General features: G+C 69.7%; 17 protein-coding genes. 6 read left to right on the top strand and 11 right to left on the bottom strand.

The window, feature by feature from the left end; translation table 11 throughout:
* The first annotated feature begins 7 nt into the window (after nt 1-7).
* Together AC1DF3_RS03610 and AC1DF3_RS03605 are read left to right on the top strand one after the other, a co-directional pair.
* On the top strand, nt 8-910 hold the full coding sequence (locus AC1DF3_RS03610; protein WP_478138839.1) for a DMT family transporter: 903 nt from the start codon (nt 8-10) through the stop codon (nt 908-910).
* Nucleotides 907-1,395, top strand: coding sequence for a glutathione peroxidase (locus AC1DF3_RS03605; RefSeq protein WP_286535120.1), 489 nt, complete (start codon nt 907-909; stop codon nt 1,393-1,395). Before AC1DF3_RS03610 ends, AC1DF3_RS03605 begins: the two co-directional genes overlap by 4 nt.
* Here AC1DF3_RS03605 and AC1DF3_RS03600 read toward each other — a convergent pair whose 3' ends face one another.
* The 10 genes from AC1DF3_RS03600 to AC1DF3_RS03555 all read right to left on the bottom strand — a co-directional run bounded on the left by AC1DF3_RS03600 (nt 1,396) and on the right by AC1DF3_RS03555 (nt 12,431).
* Nucleotides 1,396-1,815 (bottom strand): peptidase associated/transthyretin-like domain-containing protein, encoded by a 420-nt coding sequence (locus tag AC1DF3_RS03600; protein ID WP_286535121.1) that lies wholly within the window; start codon nt 1,813-1,815, stop codon nt 1,396-1,398.
* 86 nt (nt 1,816-1,901) lie between these two features.
* Nucleotides 1,902-3,128 carry a glycolate oxidase subunit GlcF gene (gene glcF / locus AC1DF3_RS03595; protein ID WP_478138838.1) on the bottom strand — a complete coding sequence of 409 codons (1,227 nt, stop codon included), beginning with the start codon at nt 3,126-3,128 and terminating at the stop codon, nt 1,902-1,904.
* 8 nt (nt 3,129-3,136) lie between these two features.
* Complete coding sequence (gene glcE, locus AC1DF3_RS03590) at nt 3,137-4,303, bottom strand: glycolate oxidase subunit GlcE (protein WP_286535124.1); 1,167 nt, start codon at nt 4,301-4,303, stop codon at nt 3,137-3,139.
* A 66-nt stretch (nt 4,304-4,369) separates the two neighbouring features.
* On the bottom strand, nt 4,370-5,875 hold the full coding sequence (locus AC1DF3_RS03585; RefSeq protein ID WP_286535125.1) for an FAD-linked oxidase C-terminal domain-containing protein: 1,506 nt from the start codon (nt 5,873-5,875) through the stop codon (nt 4,370-4,372).
* Between the two features lie 10 nt (nt 5,876-5,885).
* A complete protein-coding gene (locus AC1DF3_RS03580) occupies nt 5,886-7,547 on the bottom strand; it encodes an L-lactate permease (protein WP_478138837.1) in 1,662 nt (553 codons plus the stop codon).
* Nucleotides 7,548-7,654: 107 nt separating this feature from the next.
* Nucleotides 7,655-8,536, bottom strand: a complete 882-nt coding sequence (locus tag AC1DF3_RS03575; RefSeq protein ID WP_286535127.1) for a LysR substrate-binding domain-containing protein — start codon at nt 8,534-8,536, stop codon at nt 7,655-7,657.
* A gap of 1 nt (nt 8,537) precedes the next feature.
* Nucleotides 8,538-9,461: an SMP-30/gluconolactonase/LRE family protein gene (locus AC1DF3_RS03570; protein ID WP_478138836.1), complete on the bottom strand. Its 924-nt coding sequence runs from the start codon at nt 9,459-9,461 to the stop codon at nt 8,538-8,540.
* 147 nt (nt 9,462-9,608) lie between these two features.
* The gene (gene amt / locus AC1DF3_RS03565) at nt 9,609-11,144 is read right to left on the bottom strand and encodes an ammonium transporter (protein ID WP_286535130.1); all 1,536 of its coding nucleotides are present in this window, start codon (nt 11,142-11,144) and stop codon (nt 9,609-9,611) included.
* 28 nt (nt 11,145-11,172) lie between these two features.
* Nucleotides 11,173-11,511, bottom strand: coding sequence for a P-II family nitrogen regulator (glnK, locus tag AC1DF3_RS03560; protein WP_162565354.1), 339 nt, complete (start codon nt 11,509-11,511; stop codon nt 11,173-11,175).
* A gap of 56 nt (nt 11,512-11,567) precedes the next feature.
* Entirely contained in the window at nt 11,568-12,431 is an 864-nt protein-coding gene (locus AC1DF3_RS03555; RefSeq protein ID WP_286535353.1) for a TorF family putative porin, read from the bottom strand.
* 165 nt (nt 12,432-12,596) lie between these two features.
* Here AC1DF3_RS03555 and AC1DF3_RS03550 point away from each other — a divergent pair, with 165 nt between their 5' ends.
* Entirely contained in the window at nt 12,597-14,141 is a 1,545-nt protein-coding gene (locus AC1DF3_RS03550) for a YifB family Mg chelatase-like AAA ATPase (RefSeq protein ID WP_478138835.1), read from the top strand.
* Nucleotides 14,142-14,155: 14 nt separating this feature from the next.
* On the opposite strand, the gene AC1DF3_RS03545 is transcribed toward AC1DF3_RS03550, so the two are convergent.
* On the bottom strand, nt 14,156-14,287 hold the full coding sequence (locus AC1DF3_RS03545; RefSeq protein ID WP_286521720.1) for a hypothetical protein: 132 nt from the start codon (nt 14,285-14,287) through the stop codon (nt 14,156-14,158).
* An 86-nt stretch (nt 14,288-14,373) separates the two neighbouring features.
* Between AC1DF3_RS03545 and AC1DF3_RS03540 the strand changes: the two genes are divergently transcribed.
* The 3 genes from AC1DF3_RS03540 (at nt 14,374) to aqpZ (ending at nt 17,118) form a co-directional block, all read left to right on the top strand.
* Nucleotides 14,374-15,399, top strand: a complete 1,026-nt coding sequence (locus tag AC1DF3_RS03540; protein WP_478138834.1) for a M14 family zinc carboxypeptidase — start codon at nt 14,374-14,376, stop codon at nt 15,397-15,399.
* Nucleotides 15,396-16,163, top strand: a complete 768-nt coding sequence (locus AC1DF3_RS03535; RefSeq protein ID WP_478138833.1) for an alpha/beta fold hydrolase — start codon at nt 15,396-15,398, stop codon at nt 16,161-16,163. Before AC1DF3_RS03540 ends, AC1DF3_RS03535 begins: the two co-directional genes overlap by 4 nt.
* Before the next feature lie 211 nt (nt 16,164-16,374).
* Entirely contained in the window at nt 16,375-17,118 is a 744-nt protein-coding gene (aqpZ, locus tag AC1DF3_RS03530) for an aquaporin Z (RefSeq protein ID WP_478138832.1), read from the top strand.
* Nucleotides 17,119-17,127: the final 9 nt, after the last annotated feature.

The following is a 17,127-nucleotide window of genomic DNA, read 5'->3' as shown; positions in this document are numbered from 1 at the left end:
GTTTCCATTGCCCGCTCTCGCGCTGATCTTCAACGCCTTCGTCTGGGGCGTCTCCTGGTTTCCCTTCCGCCAACTCGAAGGGCATGGCCTGCACCCGGTGTGGGCGACCTGCCTGATCTATGCCGCCGTCACGCTCGCCATGGCGCTGCTGCGGCGGCGCGTCTGGGGGCTGTTCGCCCGGCAGCCGGCGCTGCTGGCGCTGGGGCTGGCGGCGGGCCTGACCAATGTCGGCTTCAACTGGGCCGTGACGCAGGGCGACGTGGTGCGGGTGGTGCTGCTGTTCTACCTGATGCCATTGTGGAGCGTGCTGCTGGCCTGGGCTTTCCTGGGCGAGCGACCGAGCCTCGCGGCGCTCGCCCGGGTCGCGCTGGCGCTGGTCGGCGTCGCGGTGGTGCTGAAGTCGCCTGAAACCGATTGGCCGGTGCCGGCCAGCCTGCCGGACTGGCTGGGCGTGGCCGCCGGCTTCGGTTTCGCAGTGACCAACATCCTGCTGCGCCGGCTGCGCAGCGCCCCCGGCGAGGCCCGGGCGCTGGCGATGTTCGGCGGCTGCGCCGTGATGGCCGGCGCCACCGCCCTGATCGGCACGGCGCTCGGCGCGATGGCGCCGCCGCCGTTGGCCGACCCGGGCTGGTGGGGCTGGGCCCTGCTGCTGGGCACCGGCTTCGTCTTCGCCAACGTCTGCCTGCAGTACGGCGCGGCGCGGCTGGCGGCCAGCGCGACCTCGGTGATCATGCTGTCGGAAGTGCTGTTCGCGAGCGTCTCGTCGGTGGCGCTGGGCGCGGCCACGATGGAAACGCGGATCTGGCTCGGCGGCGCGCTGATCGTGGCGGCGGCGGTGTGGTCGTCGTTTGCACGCGCCCCGGCGGGCGACGATGATCGGCGCACACTTTCCCCCCAGGACTTGCCATGACCAGCGTCTACGACTTCGAGGCCCGCCGCATCGACGGCCGGCCGGCCCCGCTTTCCGAGTACCGCGGCCGGGTGCTGCTGATCGTCAACACCGCCAGCCAGTGCGGCTTCACGCCGCAGTTCGAGGGGCTGGAGGCGCTGTACCGGAAGTACGCCGGACAGGGCCTCGAGGTGCTGGGCTTTCCGTCCAACCAGTTCATGCACCAGGACCCGGGAACCAACGCCGAGATTGGCGCCTTCTGCACCGAGAAGTACGGCGTGAGCTTCCCGATGATGGAGAAGATCGACGTCAACGGCGCCGCCGCCGCGCCGCTCTACAAGTGGCTGGTCAAGGAGGCGCCAGGCCTGCTGGGCAGCACCGCGATCAAGTGGAACTTCACCAAGTTCCTGGTCGGCAGGGACGGCCGGGTTGTCAAGCGCTATGCGCCGCTCGACAAGCCCGAGTCGATCGCCCGCGACATCGAGGCGGCGCTGCAGGCCGCCTGATCAGAACCTGAAATCGGCGGTCTTGGAGCCGGAGCCCAAGGTCACGGCCTGGCTCTTGGTCACGCCCTCGCTCGCGGCCTCGACCGTGTAGCGGCCGGCCGGCAGGTCGACCAGGCAGACCGGGCCGCTGGCGCGCATGGCCAGCGCGGTGCCACCCTTGTCGTCCTTCACCATGACGTCGACATCGGCCAGGTAGGCGCCGCTGGCGCGGGCGAACAGCAGCGACAGCGGGTGGTCCTTCATGGCGGCGCGCATCGCCACCGACTCGTCGGAGCCGACGCCGCCGCAGACGTAGCGACCGGCATCCTGGACCTTCATGGCCGGCGCCACGACCGGGGTCTGGGCCTGGGCCATCCAGGGCGCGGTTGCGCAGGCGCACAGCGCAGCGGCGCGCAACAGGGTTCTTGAAAGGGCATGCATGGAAATTCTCCCGGTAGGAACACGCCTGCATGCTGGCGCGGCGCCGTCGCGCCGGGCGTCGGACCAGAACCCCGGATGCTGTACGTTCAGGCCGCCAGCGCGGCGTCGAGCAGCTCGATCCAGTGCCGCACGGGCGTCTGCGTGCCGCTTTGCAGATGCGTGATGCAGCCGATGTTGGCCGACGCGATGGCGCTGGGCTGCAGCTGGTTCAGGTGGCCCAGCTTGCGGTCGCGCAGCGGGTAGGCCAGCTCGGGCTGCAGCACCGAATAGGTGCCGGCGGAGCCGCAGCACAGGTGCGATTCGCTGGCCGCCACCCGGATGTCGAAGCCGAGCGCGCGCAGATTGACCTCGACCCCGTTGCGCAGCTTCTGGCCGTGCTGCAGCGTGCACGGCGGGTGGTAGGCGACGACGCCGGCCGGCGCCGCGACCCGGCCTTTCAGCGCCGGCACCAGTTCGGGCAGCAGCTCGCTCAGGTCGCGGGTCAGTGCGCTGATGCGCTCGGCCTTGGCGGCATAGGCCGGGTCGTCCTTCAGGATGTGGCCGTACTCGCGCACCGTGACGCCGCAGCCCGAGGCATTCATGACGATCGCCTCGACCGCGCCGCCCTCGACCAGCGGCCACCAGGCATCGATGTTGGCGCGCATCTGCATCCGGCCGCCGTCCTGGTCGTTGAGATGGAACCGGACGGCGCCGCAGCAGCCGGCGGCCGGCGCGACCACGGCCTGGATGCCGGCGGCGTCGAGCACCCGCGCGGTCGCGCTGTTGATGTTGGGCGCCATCGACGGCTGCACGCAGCCGGCCAGCATCAGCACCTTGCGCTCATGCGTGCGCGTGGGCCAGGCACCCGCGGGCCGCGGCGCCGGCACCTTGGCCTTGAGCGCGGCCGGCAGCAGGCCGCGGACCGACTGGCCCAGCTTCATCGCCGGACCGAAGAGCGGCGAAGGCAGGGCCTCCTTGAGCGTCCATCGCACGGCGCTCTCGCCCATCGGCCGCGGCACCTTCTGGTCCACGATCTTGCGGCCGATGTCGACCAGGTGGCCGTATTGCACGCCGCTCGGGCAGGTGCTCTCGCAGTTGCGGCAGGTCAGGCAGCGGTCGAGGTGCAGCTGCGTGCTGCGGGTCGGCGCCTTGCCTTCGAGCACCTGCTTGATGAGGTAGATGCGCCCGCGCGGTCCGTCGAGTTCGTCGCCGAGCAGCTGGTAGGTCGGGCAGGTGGCGGTACAGAAGCCGCAGTGCACGCACTTGCGCAGGATCGCCTCGGCCTCGCGGCCGTCGGCGGTGCCCTGGAATTCGGGAGCGAGTTCGGTTTGCATGCGGGACTTCAGTGCGAGGTGGTTCTTGCGGGAAGGAGCCGGCCGCGGTCGAACACGGCATCGGGATCGAATTCGTTCATGAGCGCGCGGTGGATGCGCTCGATCGGCGCGCTCAGGGCGTCGAAGCGGGCCTCGTGACGCGCCCCGGGCGCGGGCCTGAAGAGCGTCGCATGGCCACCGGCGGCGCGGGCCGCGGCTCGCACCCGCTGCGACTCGCCGGGGCTGGCATGGACCCAGCGCTGGCCGCCGTGCCACTCGACCAGCGGCGCGCCGTCGAGGTCGAGCACCGCCGCGGTCTGCGGCACCGAGAGCCGCCACAAGGCGCCCGCACCGGCGCTGAACCAGGGGTGCTGCTGGTCGCGCAGCGACTGCCAGCCGGCCGCCGCGCGCTCGGCATCCTGGCGCTCGCCGCCGAGCTGCGCGCAGGCCGCCTCGACCGCCGCCACCGCGCCGCGCAGGCGCAGCGACAGCACGCCGACGCCGTCGCGCTCGCGCCAGACGCTGGCGTTGAGCGGCAGCGGCCGGCCGCCCCATTCGTTGAGCAGGCGCAGCGCATCGGCCTGGCTGCAGGCGAAGTCGAGCGTGGCCTCGGCCGGCGCCACCGGCAGCACCTTGAGGCTGGCCTGCGCGACCAGCCCGAGGGCACCCATCGAACCGGCCAGCACCCGCGACACGTCATAGCCGGCGACGTTCTTCATGACCTGGCCGCCGAAGACCAGCACCTCGCCGCGGCCGTTGACGAGCGTGATGCCGAGCAGGTAGTCGCGCACCGCGCCGACGCTGGCGCGCGCGGGGCCGCTGAGCCCGGCCGCGATCATGCCACCTACGGTCGCTGCGCTCCCTGCGGCGGAGCCGCCGTCCAGGACGCGCTCGCCCAAGGGCTCGACGCGGGTCCCGCCGGCCGCGAAGCGCGGCGGCTCGAACGGCAGGCACTGGCCCTGCCCGGCCAGCAGCGCCTCGAGTTCGGCCAGCGGCGTGCCGGCCCCGACGGTGACGACCAGCTCGCTGGGTTCATAGCTGATGACGCCGGCGAGCGCGGCGGTTTCGAGGGGCTCGCCGTGCGCGGCTTCGCCGTAGAAGGCCTTGGTGTTGCCGCCGCGGATGCTCAGCGTCGTGCGGTCGGCGGCGGCGGCGCGGATGCGGTCGGCGATATTGGTGATTGCTGTGGAATCCATCGTCTTGATCAGTTGAGGACAGAGCAAAAACTGCTACGCAGTTTCTTGGTCTGTCCCGCAAGGTATTCAGAATCTCGGCAGGTCCGCAAAGGGCATCGCCTGCCCCGCGCGGAACACTTGCTTGCCGTACTCGGCGCAGCGCGACAGCGTGGGGATCACCTTGCCCGGGTTCAGCAGCCCCGCAGGATCGAAGGCCCGCTTGACGCCGAACATCTGTTCGTTCTCGGCCGCGGTGAACTGCACGCACATGCTGTTGAGCTTCTCGACGCCGACCCCATGCTCGCCCGACACCGTGCCGCCCATCGCGACGCTGGTCTCGAGGATGTCGGCGCCGAACAGCTCGCAGCGGTGCAGCTCGTCGGGGTCGTTGGCGTCGAACAGCACCAGCGGATGCAGGTTGCCGTCGCCGGCGTGGAACACGTTGCAGCAGCGCAGGCCGTACTTGATCTCCATCTGCTGGATAGCGAGCAGGATGTCGGCCAGCCGCTTGCGCGGGATGGTCGAGTCGAGGCACATGTAGTCGGGGCTGATGCGGCCCGAGGCCGGGAAGGCGTTCTTCCGGCCGCTCCAGAAGCGCAGCCGCTCGTCCTCGTTCTCGCTGCAGGCGATCGCGGTGGCGCCGCACTGGCGCAGCACTTCGGTCATGCGGCCGATCTCTTCCTCGACCTCCTCGGGCGTGCCGTCCGATTCGCACAGCAGGATGGCGGCCGCGTCGAGGTCGTAGCCGGCGCGCACGAAGTCCTCGACCGCGGCGGTCATGGGCTTGTCCATCATTTCGAGGCCGGCCGGGATGATGCCGGCCGCAATGACCGCGGCCACCGCATCGCCTGCCTTCCGGACATCGTCGAAGCTGGCCATGATGCAGCGCGCCAGCTGCGGCTTGGGCACCAGCTTGACAGTGACCTCGGTGGTGACGGCCAGCATGCCCTCGCTGCCGATCACCAGCGCCAGCAGGTCGAGGCCGGCGCAGTCGAGCGCCTCGCCGCCGAATTCGATCGCCTCCCCCTCGGCCGTGAAGCCGCGCACCCGCAGCACGTTGTGCAGGGTGAGGCCGTACTTGAGGCAGTGCACGCCGCCCGAGTTCTCGGCCACGTTGCCGCCGATGGTGCAGGCGATCTGGCTCGAGGGGTCGGGCGCGTAGTAGAGGTTGAAGGGCGCCGCCGCCTCGCTGATCGCGAGGTTGCGCACGCCGCACTGGACCACCGCGGTGCGGCTGACCGGATCGATCCTGACGATCCGGTTGAACTTGGCGAGCGACATCGTCACGCCCAGCGCATGCGGCATCGCACCGCCCGAGAGCCCGGTGCCGGCACCGCGCGCCACGACCGGAACGCCGAGCCCGTGGCAGGTCTTGAGCACGGCCGCGACCTGGGCCTCGGTCTCGGGCAGGGCCACCACCAGCGGCCGCTGGCGGTAGGCCGTGAGGCCGTCGCACTCGTAGGGCACGGTGTCCTCGTCGTGCCAGATCAGCGCGTGGGCGGGCAGGTGCGGCTGCAGCGCCTGCACCACCTGGGCCTGGCGGGCGGAGGCCGACAGCGATCCCTGTTCGGCGGGAGTGAGCGGGGCATTCATGACAAGGCTTTCATCGGACCACCATCAGCGTGAAGGGCCAGACGTAGGCCTGCATCGTGACGAACAGGCCGACCAGGCAGGCCAGCGCGATCGAGTGGAAGAACACAAAGCGCAGGATATCGCCTTCGTGGTTGAACCAGCGGGTGGCGGTGGAGGCGACCACGATCGACTGGGCGTCGATCATCTTGCCCATCACGCCGCCCGAGCTGTTGGCCGCGCCCATCAGGTTGGCCGACAGGCCGAGCTGCTCGGCCGCCACCTTCTGCATGCCGCCGAACAGCACGTTCGAGGCGGTGTCGGAGCCGGTCATCGCGACGCCGATCCAGCCCATCAAGGTGCCGAAGAAGGGATAGAACGCGCCGGTGTTGGCGAAGGCCAGGCCCAGCGTGGTGTCGGTGCCCGAGAAGCGCGTGAGCGTGCCGAGCGCCAGCATGAGCACGATGGTCAGCAGCGAATAGCGCACCAGCCACAGCGTGCGAAAGAAGATGCGCACGATCTCGACCGGGCCGTAGCGCATGAAGAAGGCGCTGACGACGGCCGACAGCAGAATCCCGGTGCCGGTCGCCGACAGGATGTTCAGCACGTAGACCGCGCCTTCCTTGGTCGGCGTGGCCACCACCGGCGGCATCTTCTCGATCATGTTGTGCAGCCCGGCCATCGGGAACGAAGGCGCGAAGAGGCCGTTGAGCGCGGTCTTGACCGAAGGCAGCCCCCAGACGAAGACGAACACCGACAGGATCAGCCACGGGGTCCAGGCGCGAATCAGCGCCGCCCGCTCGTGCACCACCACCGGCGCCGGCGGCTTGGCTTCGTGGGCGCTGACGTCGCGGCCCTTGAGCGAGGGCGAATGCCAGATCTTGCGCGGCTGCCAGACGCGCAGGAACAGCACCAGGCAGACCATCGAGACGATGGCCGCGATGATGTCGACCAGTTCCGGGCCGATGAAGTTCGACACCAGGTACTGCGGGATCGCGAAGCTCAGGCCGGTGACCAGGATCGCCGGCCAGATCTCCCACATCGCCTTGCGGCCGGCAAAGGCCCAGATCAGCCAGAACGGCACCAGCAGCGAGAAGAAGGGCAGCTGGCGGCCGATCATCGCCGTGACCTCCATCAGGTCGTAGCCATGCACCTTGGCCAGCGTGATGACCGGTGTGCCGAGCGCGCCGAAGGCGACCGGGGCGGTGTTGGCGATCAGGCTCAGGCCCGAGGCCGCGAGCGGCGAGAAGCCCAGTCCGATCAGGATGCCCGCGGTGACCGCGACCGGCGTGCCGAAGCCGGCCGCACCCTCGAAGAAGGCGCCGAAGCAGAAGGCGATCAGCAGCAGCTGGATGCGCCGGTCTTCGGTGATTCCCGAGAGCGAATCCTGCAGCACCTTGAAGCTGCCGTTCTGCTCCGCCAACTGCTGCAGGAAGATGATGTTGAGCACGATCCAGCCGATCGGCAGCAGCCCGGTGAAGCCGCCGAACAGCGCCGCGCGGCCCGCCATGCCGGCCGGCATGCCGTAGGCGAAGACGGCCACGGCGATCGCCGCCAGCAGCCCGAGGCCGGCCGCGATGTGGGCCTTGATGTGGAAGAAGCCGAGGCAGGCCAGCATCACCACCACCGGAATCGCGGCCAGCGCGGTGGAGACGATCATGTTGCCGAAGGGGTCGTAGATTTGCTGCCAGGTCATGGGCTGTCTCCCGAAAAGTGGTGTCTCGCTTGTGCGATCCGAACTTTATGGAACCCGGCGGCCGCCGAATTGAAGGTTTTTTGCGGCAGCCTTGAAATCTGCTCGATCTATCTCAGGGTTTGTACGAGCCACTCGGCGAAGGCCTCGCATTCCCAGCGCTCCAGCGTGCCGGGCTGCCAGCAGATGTAGTGGCGCAGCGGCGAGGGCACGGGCCGGTCCGACAGCGGCACCAGCCGCCCCGACTCGAGCCATTGCGCGCCCAGTTTCTGCCGCACCAGCGCCACGCCGAAGCCGCTGGCGGCGGCGTCGTAGACCAGGCCCAGGTCGTTGAACTGGGCGCCGACCTGCGGCTCGGGATGGTCCAGCCCGCAGCTCGCGAACCAGGTGCTCCAGGGCTCCAGGGGGCTGCGGATCAGCCGCGCGGCGGCGATCTCGGCCTCGGTGCGAAAGCCGGTGAAGGGCCCGAACTCGTTGAGGTAGCTCGGGCTGCAGGCCGGCACCACCGATTCCTCGAGTACCAGCCGGCTCTCGCAGTCGGCGTAGTTGCCGCTGCCGTAGCGCACTTCGAGGTCGGCCTGCTCGGCGGTCACGTCCAGCAGCGGGATCGAGACCTGCATCACCAGCTCGACGTCGGGGTAGATGTTGCGGAACAGCTCCAGGTGCGGCATCAGCATCTGGCGGCTGAAGGTCGGCGTGACCGCCAGCCGCAGCTGCGTCGTGCGCCGCGTGGCGTCGCGGTTCGGCACCGCCTGCAGGGCCGCCAGCCCGGTACGCACGTTGGCGAGGTAGACCGCGCCGTCGGCCGTCAGGTTGAAGTCGCTGCGGCCGAAGAGCTTGATGCCCAGATGCGATTCGAGCTGGCGGATGCGATGGCTCACCGCGCTCGGGGTGACGCACAGCTCATCGGCCGCGCGGCCCGCGTGGCGCAGCCGCGCCACCGCCTCGAAGGTCAGCAGGCACTGGATCGGCGGGATGTGCTGGAGAGCCAATTCAGTCCTCGAAGAAGGCGACCGGCCGGCCGGGCGTATCGACGCGCATGCGGATCACGCAGCCCGAGGCCGGCCGCTCCTCGAGTTCGGCCGCCGGACGGCCGCGGCGGGCGCTGGTGACGAAGAGCGTGCGCAGGTCGTCGCCGCCGAAGCAGGGCATGGTCGGGCACTGGACCGGGGTCGCCAGCGCCGCGACCCGCTCGCCCGAGGGCGCGAAGCGCAACAGCTGGCCGCCCTCGAACATCGCCGCCCAGTAGTGGCCCCGCGCATCGACGGTGGCGCCGTCGGGCCGGCCTTCGTAGCGCAGCGGCGAGGCCGGCGTCCAGCCGGCGGGCTTGTCCTCGAATTGCTGGAAGACGCGCTCGTGCGACAAGGTGTTGACACGCGCGGCCCAGTTCCAGGCGCGCACCCGGTGGGCCGCGGTGTCGGCCCAGTAGACGGTGGCATCGTCGGGTGCGAAGGCCAGGCCGTTGGCGGTGGTGGCCTGGTTGGCCATCGGCCGCAGCGCCGGTGCCCGGCCGCCGCGCGCGTCCAGGCAGTAGAGCGTGGCGTTGGCGCGGTCCTTGGCTTCGTTGATGGTGCCGGCCCAGAACCGGCCCAGCGCATCGCACTTGCCGTCGTTGAAGCGCATGGTGCGGATGTCATGGTCGACCCGCGCCAGCGGCCGCAGTTCAGCGCCCCACTCGGCCGCGCGGTAGACCCCGTCGCGCAGCGCGATCACCAGCCCGCCGCGGCGCGCCGGTGCCATGCAGCCGGGCTCGGTCGGCAGGTCCCAACGCTCGACGGTCGGCCTGCCGTCGATGTCGCCGCGGGTGCGCAGCACCGCGCGGCCGGGAATGTCGAGCCAGTAGAGCGAGCGTTCGCCGGGATGCCAGAACGGCGATTCGCCGAGCTGGCTCAGACTGTCGTCGAGGGTGGTCCACATGCGCGAGAGCTTAGGCCAATTCGCCCGCTTGGCGACCCACAAAAAAAACAGCCCGCAAGCCGAAGCGTGCGGGCTGAACTTCCAGAGGAGACTCTCGCAGACAAATTCTTGCCGCGGAAGCGGGCCGCACGCGGCGGCCCGGAGGCTTCAGCGGTTGTAGGCGGTTTCGCCGTGGGAGGTGATGTCGAGGCCTTCGCGCTCTTCTTCTTCCGACACCCGCAGACCGATGGTCAGGTCGGCGATCTTGAAGGAGATGAAGGCCACCACGCCCGACCAGACGATGGTCAGCACCACGGCCTTGAGCTGGATCCAGACCTGGGCACCGATGCCGTTGGAGATCACGCCTGCCGTGACCCAGTCGCCGACGAGGCCAGGGCCGCCGAGGGCCTGGGTGTTGAACACGCCGGTGAGCAGCGCGCCGACGATACCGCCGACACCGTGCACGCCGAAGACGTCCAGCGAGTCGTCCGCCTTGAGCATCTTCTTGAGGCCATGGACGCCCCAGAGGCAGGCGAAGCCGGCGACGAAGCCGATGATGATCGCGCCCATCAGGCCGACGTTGCCGGCGGCCGGGGTGATCGCCACCAGGCCGGCGACGGCGCCGGAAGCGGCACCCAGCATCGAGGCCTTGCCGCGCATCAGCGCTTCACCGATGGACCATGCGAGCACGGCGGCGGCGGTGGCCGAGAAGGTGTTCATGAAGGCCAGCACGGCGCTGGTGCCGGCTTCGAGGGCAGAGCCGGCATTGAAGCCGAACCAGCCGACCCACAGCAGCGAGGCACCGACCATCGTCAAGGTCAGCGAGTGTGGCGTGAACGATTCCTTGCCGTAGCCGATGCGCTTGCCGACCAGGTAGGCACCGACCAGGCCGGCGACGGCGGCGTTGATGTGCACCACGGTGCCGCCCGCGAAGTCGAGCGCGCCCCACTGCCAGATCAGGCCGGCCTTGTCGTTCATCTGATCGACCACTTCCTTGCTGGCATACGCGTCCGGACCCATCCAGAACCAGACCATGTGGGCGATCGGCGCATAGCTGAAGGTGAACCAGAGCACCATGAACAGCAGCACGGCCGAGAACTTGATGCGCTCGGCGAAGGCGCCGACGATCAGGCAGCAGGTGATGCCGGCGAAGGTGGCCTGGAAGGCGGCGAACAGCAGCTCGGGGATGTAGACGCCCTTGCTGAAGGTCGCGCCGGGTGCGAACACGCCGGTGGCCGGATCGAAGATGCCCTTCATGAAGAGCCGGTCGAAGCCGCCTATGAAGGCATTGCCTTCGGTGAAAGCGAGGCTGTAGCCGTAGATCATCCACAGCACCACGATCATCGAGAACGTGACCATGACCTGCATCAGCACCGACAGCATGTTCTTGCTGCGGACCAGGCCGCCGTAGAACAGCGCCAGGCCGGGCACGGTCATCATGATCACGAGCAGGGTCGAGACCATCATCCAGGCGGTGTCGCCCTTGTTGAACGACGGCGCCGGCGCGGCGGCGGCGGGTGCCGCGGCTGCATCGGCGGCCGGTGCTGCCGCGGCCGGCGCAGCGGCGGCCGGTGCAGCCGGTGCGGCCGCCGCGGGCGCGGACGCTTCAGCCGCGGGTGCCGCTGCCGGCGCCTGGGCGAAGCCGGACGTGCCGGCGCCGAGCAGGCTCAGGCCCAGCGCGAGTGAGACAAGGAATTTTTTCATTTCGGTTTGTTCTTTCGTGCCTTGCGTGTCAGAGGGCTTCGCGGCCCGTTTCACCGGTGCGGATGCGCACGACCTGCTCCAGGTCGTAGACGAAGACCTTGCCATCGCCGATCTTGCCGGTGCGCGCCGCGCTCTCGACCGCCTCGATCACGCGCTCCACCAGTTCGTCGGCCACGGCCGCTTCGATCTTGACCTTCGGCAGGAAGTCGACGACGTACTCGGCGCCGCGATAGAGCTCGGTGTGGCCCTTCTGGCGTCCGAAGCCCTTGACCTCGGTGACCGTGATGCCCTGCACGCCGATGGCGGACAGCGCCTCGCGCACTTCGTCGAGCTTGAAGGGTTTGATGATGGCTGTGACCAGCTTCATGATGTTTCTCCTGCGGATGAAAGGGACGGCGCAGCCCCGGGCCACGCCTTCTATGACTAGAGCGTCTTGGTCAACGTGACGATGAAACGCGTCACATTCGGCGAGAAGGTGGTCTGGCCGATCGGTCCGAAGACCGTGCCCGTGGGGATGCCCGGCGAGGCGACCAGGTTGAAGGCGCTTTGGTTGTTGCCCCCCTGCACGGAGCCGGCCAGGGCCAGGCCGCTGCCGAAGTCGTAGGACACGCCCACGTTGTAGTCCAGGTAGTCCTTGTAGCCCAGGCTCTTGATGTCGCTGGTGAAGAAGGTGTAGCCGATGGCCGTCTTGAAGGTCAGCTTGGGCATGATCTCCTTCGTGTAGGCCAGGTTCAGGTAGCCGGTGTTCTGGCCGTCCAGGTTCGAGCCACGCTGGTTGCCGGCGTAGTTGAAGTAGTCGTTGGAGACGGTCCAGGAGTACTTGGCAGTGAAGGCGCCGAACCTCTCGTCGGACCAGGTGCCCGCGCCGTAGATCTCGGTGGTATTGCCCGCGGTATTGCCGGGGTAGTAGTACTGATAGACGCCGACGTCCCAGTCGATCGGGCCGCCCTTGAATTTGTAGCCGCCGTAGAAGTCCATCTCGACCGAGTTGCCGGGCAGCCAGTTGACGCTGGAGTTCCAGTTGCCGACATAGAAGCCGCTGTCCCCGAAGGCATAGTCGATGCCGCCCTGGATGGCGGGCTTGAACCAGCTGGTCTTGGCAAGGCCGTTGTTGCCGATGACGTCCTGGTCCTGGCCACGGAACTTGTAGTTGGTCGTCAGCGCGACGTTGCCCGTGAGATTCGGCGCCGGTGCGGCAGCCGCGTCGGCCGCAGCCTGCGCGCTGGCGAGCATCGGCAGGGCGGCGAGCGCGCCCAAAGCCAGGATCTGGACGGATTTACGGTGCATCATCGAGCGGACTCCTCGTGTTTTGAAAAGTGGTTAGGAATCCTTCTCAAAGCAGGGAGCGTGCCAAAGCGCATCCTCCCGAGGAGGCAGGGTTCGACGCCCGATGCACTTGGTCACAATCAAGAACAAGAGATGGCACGCACCATCTTGGTGAAAGGGAGCGAAATGAGTCTGTGTTTGGTGCAGAGCCGCGCTTTGCTGGGCCTCGAAGCGGCCGAAGTCACGGTCGAGGTGCATCTGGCGAACGGATTGCCCAGTTTCACGCTGGTCGGGCTGGTCGACGTCGAGGTCAAGGAAGCCCGCGAGCGGGTCCGGTGCGCGATCCAGAATTCCGGGCTCGACTTCCCGACCAACAAGCGCATCACGGTCAACCTGGCGCCGGCCGACCTGCCGAAGGACTCCGGCCGCTTCGACCTCCCGATCGCCCTCGGCATCCTGGCGGCCAGCGGCCAGATCGAGGCCGCGCGGCTGGCAGGCCATGAATTCGCCGGCGAACTCTCCTTGTCGGGGCAGCTGCGGCCCGTGCGTGGTGCGCTTGCCATGGCGCTGGCCTTGCACCTGCGCGGCATCGGCGCGCGGCTGGTGCTGCCCGCCGAGAGTGCGCAAGAGGCCGCGCTGGTGCCGGATGCCGAGGTCTATGGGGCCCGCCACCTGCTGGACGTGGTGCGGCAGTTCCTGCCGGCCGACGCCGTGCCGCCGGCCCTCGACGGCGCCGGCGACGGCGAAGGCTGGGCCCGCGTACTGGCGGCGCCGCCCGGCCCGGCCTCGCGCCCGCCGGACCTGGGCGACGTCAAGGGGCACGCGGGCGCCAAGCGGGCGCTGGAGATCGCCGCGGCCGGCGGCCACAGCCTGCTGATGGTGGGCCCGCCCGGCTCTGGCAAGTCGATGCTGGCCCAGCGCTTCGCCGGGCTGCTGCCGGCGATGAGCGTGGACGAAGCGCTGGAGAGCGCGGCGGTCGCGAGCCTGGGCGGGCGCTTCGAGACCGGGCAATGGATGCGGCGGCCGACCGCCAGCCCGCACCACACGGCCAGCGCGGTGGCGATGGTGGGCGGCGGGTCGCCGCCGCGGCCGGGCGAGATCTCGCTGGCGCATCATGGCGTCCTGTTCCTGGACGAGTTCCCCGAGTTCTCGCGCGCCGCGCTCGAGGCCCTGCGCGAGCCGCTGGAGACCGGCACCATCACGATTTCGCGCGCCGCCCGGCGCTCGGAGTTCCCGGCGCGGTTCCAGCTGATCGCCGCGATGAACCCCTGTCCCTGCGGCTACCTGGGCTCGACGCTCAAGGCCTGCCGCTGCACGCCGGACCAGGTGGCCCGCTACCAGGGCAAGCTGAGCGGCCCGCTGCTGGACCGCATCGACCTGCACATCGAGGTGCCCGGGGTGTCGGCGCAGCAGCTGCTGGAGGCCGCGGCCGGCGAGGCAAGCGCGACGATCCGCGGCCGCGCGGTGGCGGCGCGCGAGCGTGCCCTGGCACGCCAGGGCGGGCCGAACCAGGCGCTCGCCGGCGCCGAGATCGACCGCCATGCCGCGCTGGCGCCGGCGGCGCTCCAGTTCCTGCAACTGGCCGCGACGCGGCTCGGCTGGTCGGCCCGCAGCACCCACCGGGCGCTCAAGGTGGCGCGCACCATCGCCGACCTGGCGGGTGCGGATGCGGTCGAGCCGGCGCACCTGGCCGAGGCGGTGCAGTACCGGCGGGCGCTGCAGCTGGCGTAGAAGCGCTTCGAACCCTAGCGCCCGGCGTGCAGCCGCGCCATCCAGCGCGAGCGTGCCAGGGCGACGAACTCGATCGCGCCCCAGAGCAAGGCGGAGCCGATGCCGCGAAGGAGCCGGCTGGCGGAACTGGAATGATTTCGTCGCATGGTCACGATACCGTAGCGCGGGCATGTGACGCTTTGATGGCCGCCCCCACCGCCATCCTGCGACCCACCCCCTCCGCCACGCCCGAGTGACCACGACCGAACTTCCCGAATTGATCGAGTTGCACCAGCTCGCCGAGCTGGCCGGCCCGCGCATGACGCGGCGCCGGCTGTGCGAGATCGAGGCGGACGGACAGCGCTTCCCGGTCGAGGCCTTCGTGCTGGGCAGCGCCAGCCCCGACGCGCCGGCGGTCGGCTTCTTCGGCGGCGTGCACGGCCTGGAGCGCATCGGCGCCGAAGTGACCATCGCCTATCTGCGCAGCCTGGTGATGCGACTGCCGTGGGACGACACGCTGCACCGCCAGTTGGAGACGGTGCGCCTGGTGTTCATGCCGCTGGTCAACCCGGGCGGACTGTGGCTGGGCACGCGCGCGAATCCGAATGGCGTCGACCTGATGCGCAATGCGCCGGTCGAGTCCGTCGAGCGCGTGCCCTTCCTGATCGGCGGCCAGCGCATCAGCGCCGCCATGCCGTGGTACCGGGGCCCGCTCGGCGCGCCCATGGAGGCCGAGAGCGCCGCGCTGTGCGAACTGGTGGAGACCGAACTGATGGGCCGGCCCTTCGGCATGGCGATCGACTGCCATTCGGGCTTCGGCCTCGCCGACCGCATCTGGTTTCCGTACGCCCACACGCCGCGGCCGATCGCGCACCTGGCGGAGGTGCATGCGCTGTGCGAGATCCACGACGACACCCTGCCCCACCACCGCTTCGTGCTGGAGCCGCAGAGCCGCCAGTACCTCACGCACGGCGACCTCTGGGATCACCTCTACCTGCGCGCCTGCGACCGGCCCGGCATGTTCCTTCCGTTGACGCTGGAGATGGGCTCCTGGCTCTGGATCAAGAAGAACCCGCGCCAGATCTTCTCGCGCCACGGCATCTTCAACCCGGTCATCGCCCACCGGCAGCAACGGGTGCTGCGCCGCCATGTCGCGTGGCTCGATTTCATCGTGCGCGCGGCCTGCAGCCACGCGCGCTGGGTGCCGACCGGTGCCCAGCGCGCGGACCATGCACGGCGCGCGCTGGCGCGCTGGTACGACAGCGGGGGGCCTCGATGACGACCTGGGTGCTGCTGCGCGGGCTGACGCGCGAAGTCGGCCACTGGGGCGAGTTCCCGCAGTTGCTGCGCGAGCGGCTGCCCGGCGCGCGCGTGCTGGCCATCGACCTCCCGGGCAACGGGCGCCTGAACCGCGAGACCAGCCCGCTGCGCATCGAGGCCATGGTGCAGCACTGCCGCGCGCAGCTTCGGGCCCTCGGGGTCGAGACCCCGGTCCACCTGCTCGCCATGTCGCTGGGCGGCATGGTGGCGGTCGACTGGGCCCGCCGCCATCCCCGGGAGCTGGCCGCCTGCGTGCTCGTCAACACCAGCCTGCGCCCGTTCAGCCCGTGGTACTGGCGCCTGCGTCCGGCGAACTACCACGCACTGCTCGGATTCCTGCGCCCATGGTTGAGCGATAGTCAGCGCGAGCAGACGATCCTGCGCATCACCAGCCGCCATCCGCCGCCGGACGACGACAGCGTCGGCCAATGGGTCGCGCTGCGGCGGGCGCGGCCGGTCAGCGGCGCCAACGCGCTGCGGCAACTGATCGCGGCCACCCGCTACCGCGCATCGGCAGAGCCGCCGGCCGTGCCGCTGCTGGTGCTGGCGAGCCGCTGCGACGCCCTGGTCGACGCGCGCAGTTCGCACAGCCTGGCGCGCCGATGGCAGGCGGACATCGTGGAGCATCCGACCGCCGGGCACGACCTGCCGCTGGACGACGGGCCCTGGCTCGCGCAGGCCGTCGGCGCGTGGTTGGCATCGCGTGGCGATTACAAAATTTAACGCCGTGTATCAGCGCCGCGGGCCTTCGGCACCCCTGCCGACGCCGCGGCAGCAAAGAAAACGCGAGCTTCCGTGAACAACGGCGCATCACCGCGGCCCGCTCCGCGGCGCCGGCTTTCTTGGTCCGCCCGGCTCCCTAGAATCCGGCCGCCCTCGGCCTCGGTCGACGGGCTTGTTTGTCACACATGAAGATTCAGGGATCAAAAAAAATATGGAACACAGTACCTTCAAGAAGCTGTCGGCCGAATTCATCGGCACGTTCTGGCTCGTTTTCGGCGGCTGCGGCAGCGCCGTCCTGGCCGCCGCCTTCCCAGGCCTGGGCATCGGCTTTGTCGGTGTCTCGCTGGCCTTCGGCCTCACGGTGCTGACCGGCGCCTATGCCCTCGGCCCGGTCTCCGGGGGCCACTTCAATCCCGCCGTGTCGGTGGGCCTGGTGGTGGCAGGGCGCTTCCGCGCCGCCGAGCTGCCCGGCTACATCGTCGCCCAGGTGCTCGGCGCCATCGCCGCGGCCTTCGTGCTCTACGCGATCGCCACCGGCAAGCCGGGCGCCGAGATCGGCGGCTTCGCGACCAACGGCTTCGGCGAACATTCGCCGGGCGGCTTCGGCTTCAAGGCGGCGCTGCTGACCGAGGTCGTGCTGACCGCCATCTTCCTGATCGTGATCCTCGGCGCGACGGCCAGGAACAGCGCCGCGGGCTTCGGCGGCCTGGCGATCGGCTTGTGCCTGACCTTGATCCACCTGGTCTCGATCCCGGTGACCAACACCTCGGTCAACCCGGCACGCAGCACCGGCCCGGCGCTGTTCGGCCCGGCCATCGCGGTCGACCAGCTGTGGCTGTTCTGGGTCGCGCCGATCATGGGCGCGGTCATCGGGGCGGTGATCTACAAGCTGCTGCTGGCTTCGGCGGCTGGCGAAGCACGCGCGGCGGCGTCGGCACTCGAAACCGCAGGCTGAGCGCGGACC

The sequence above is a fragment of the Variovorax sp. 10N432 genome (genome assembly GCF_056394465.1).
The sequence above is the reverse complement of the archived record's forward strand: the minus strand, read 5'-3'. Positions and strand labels throughout refer to the sequence as shown.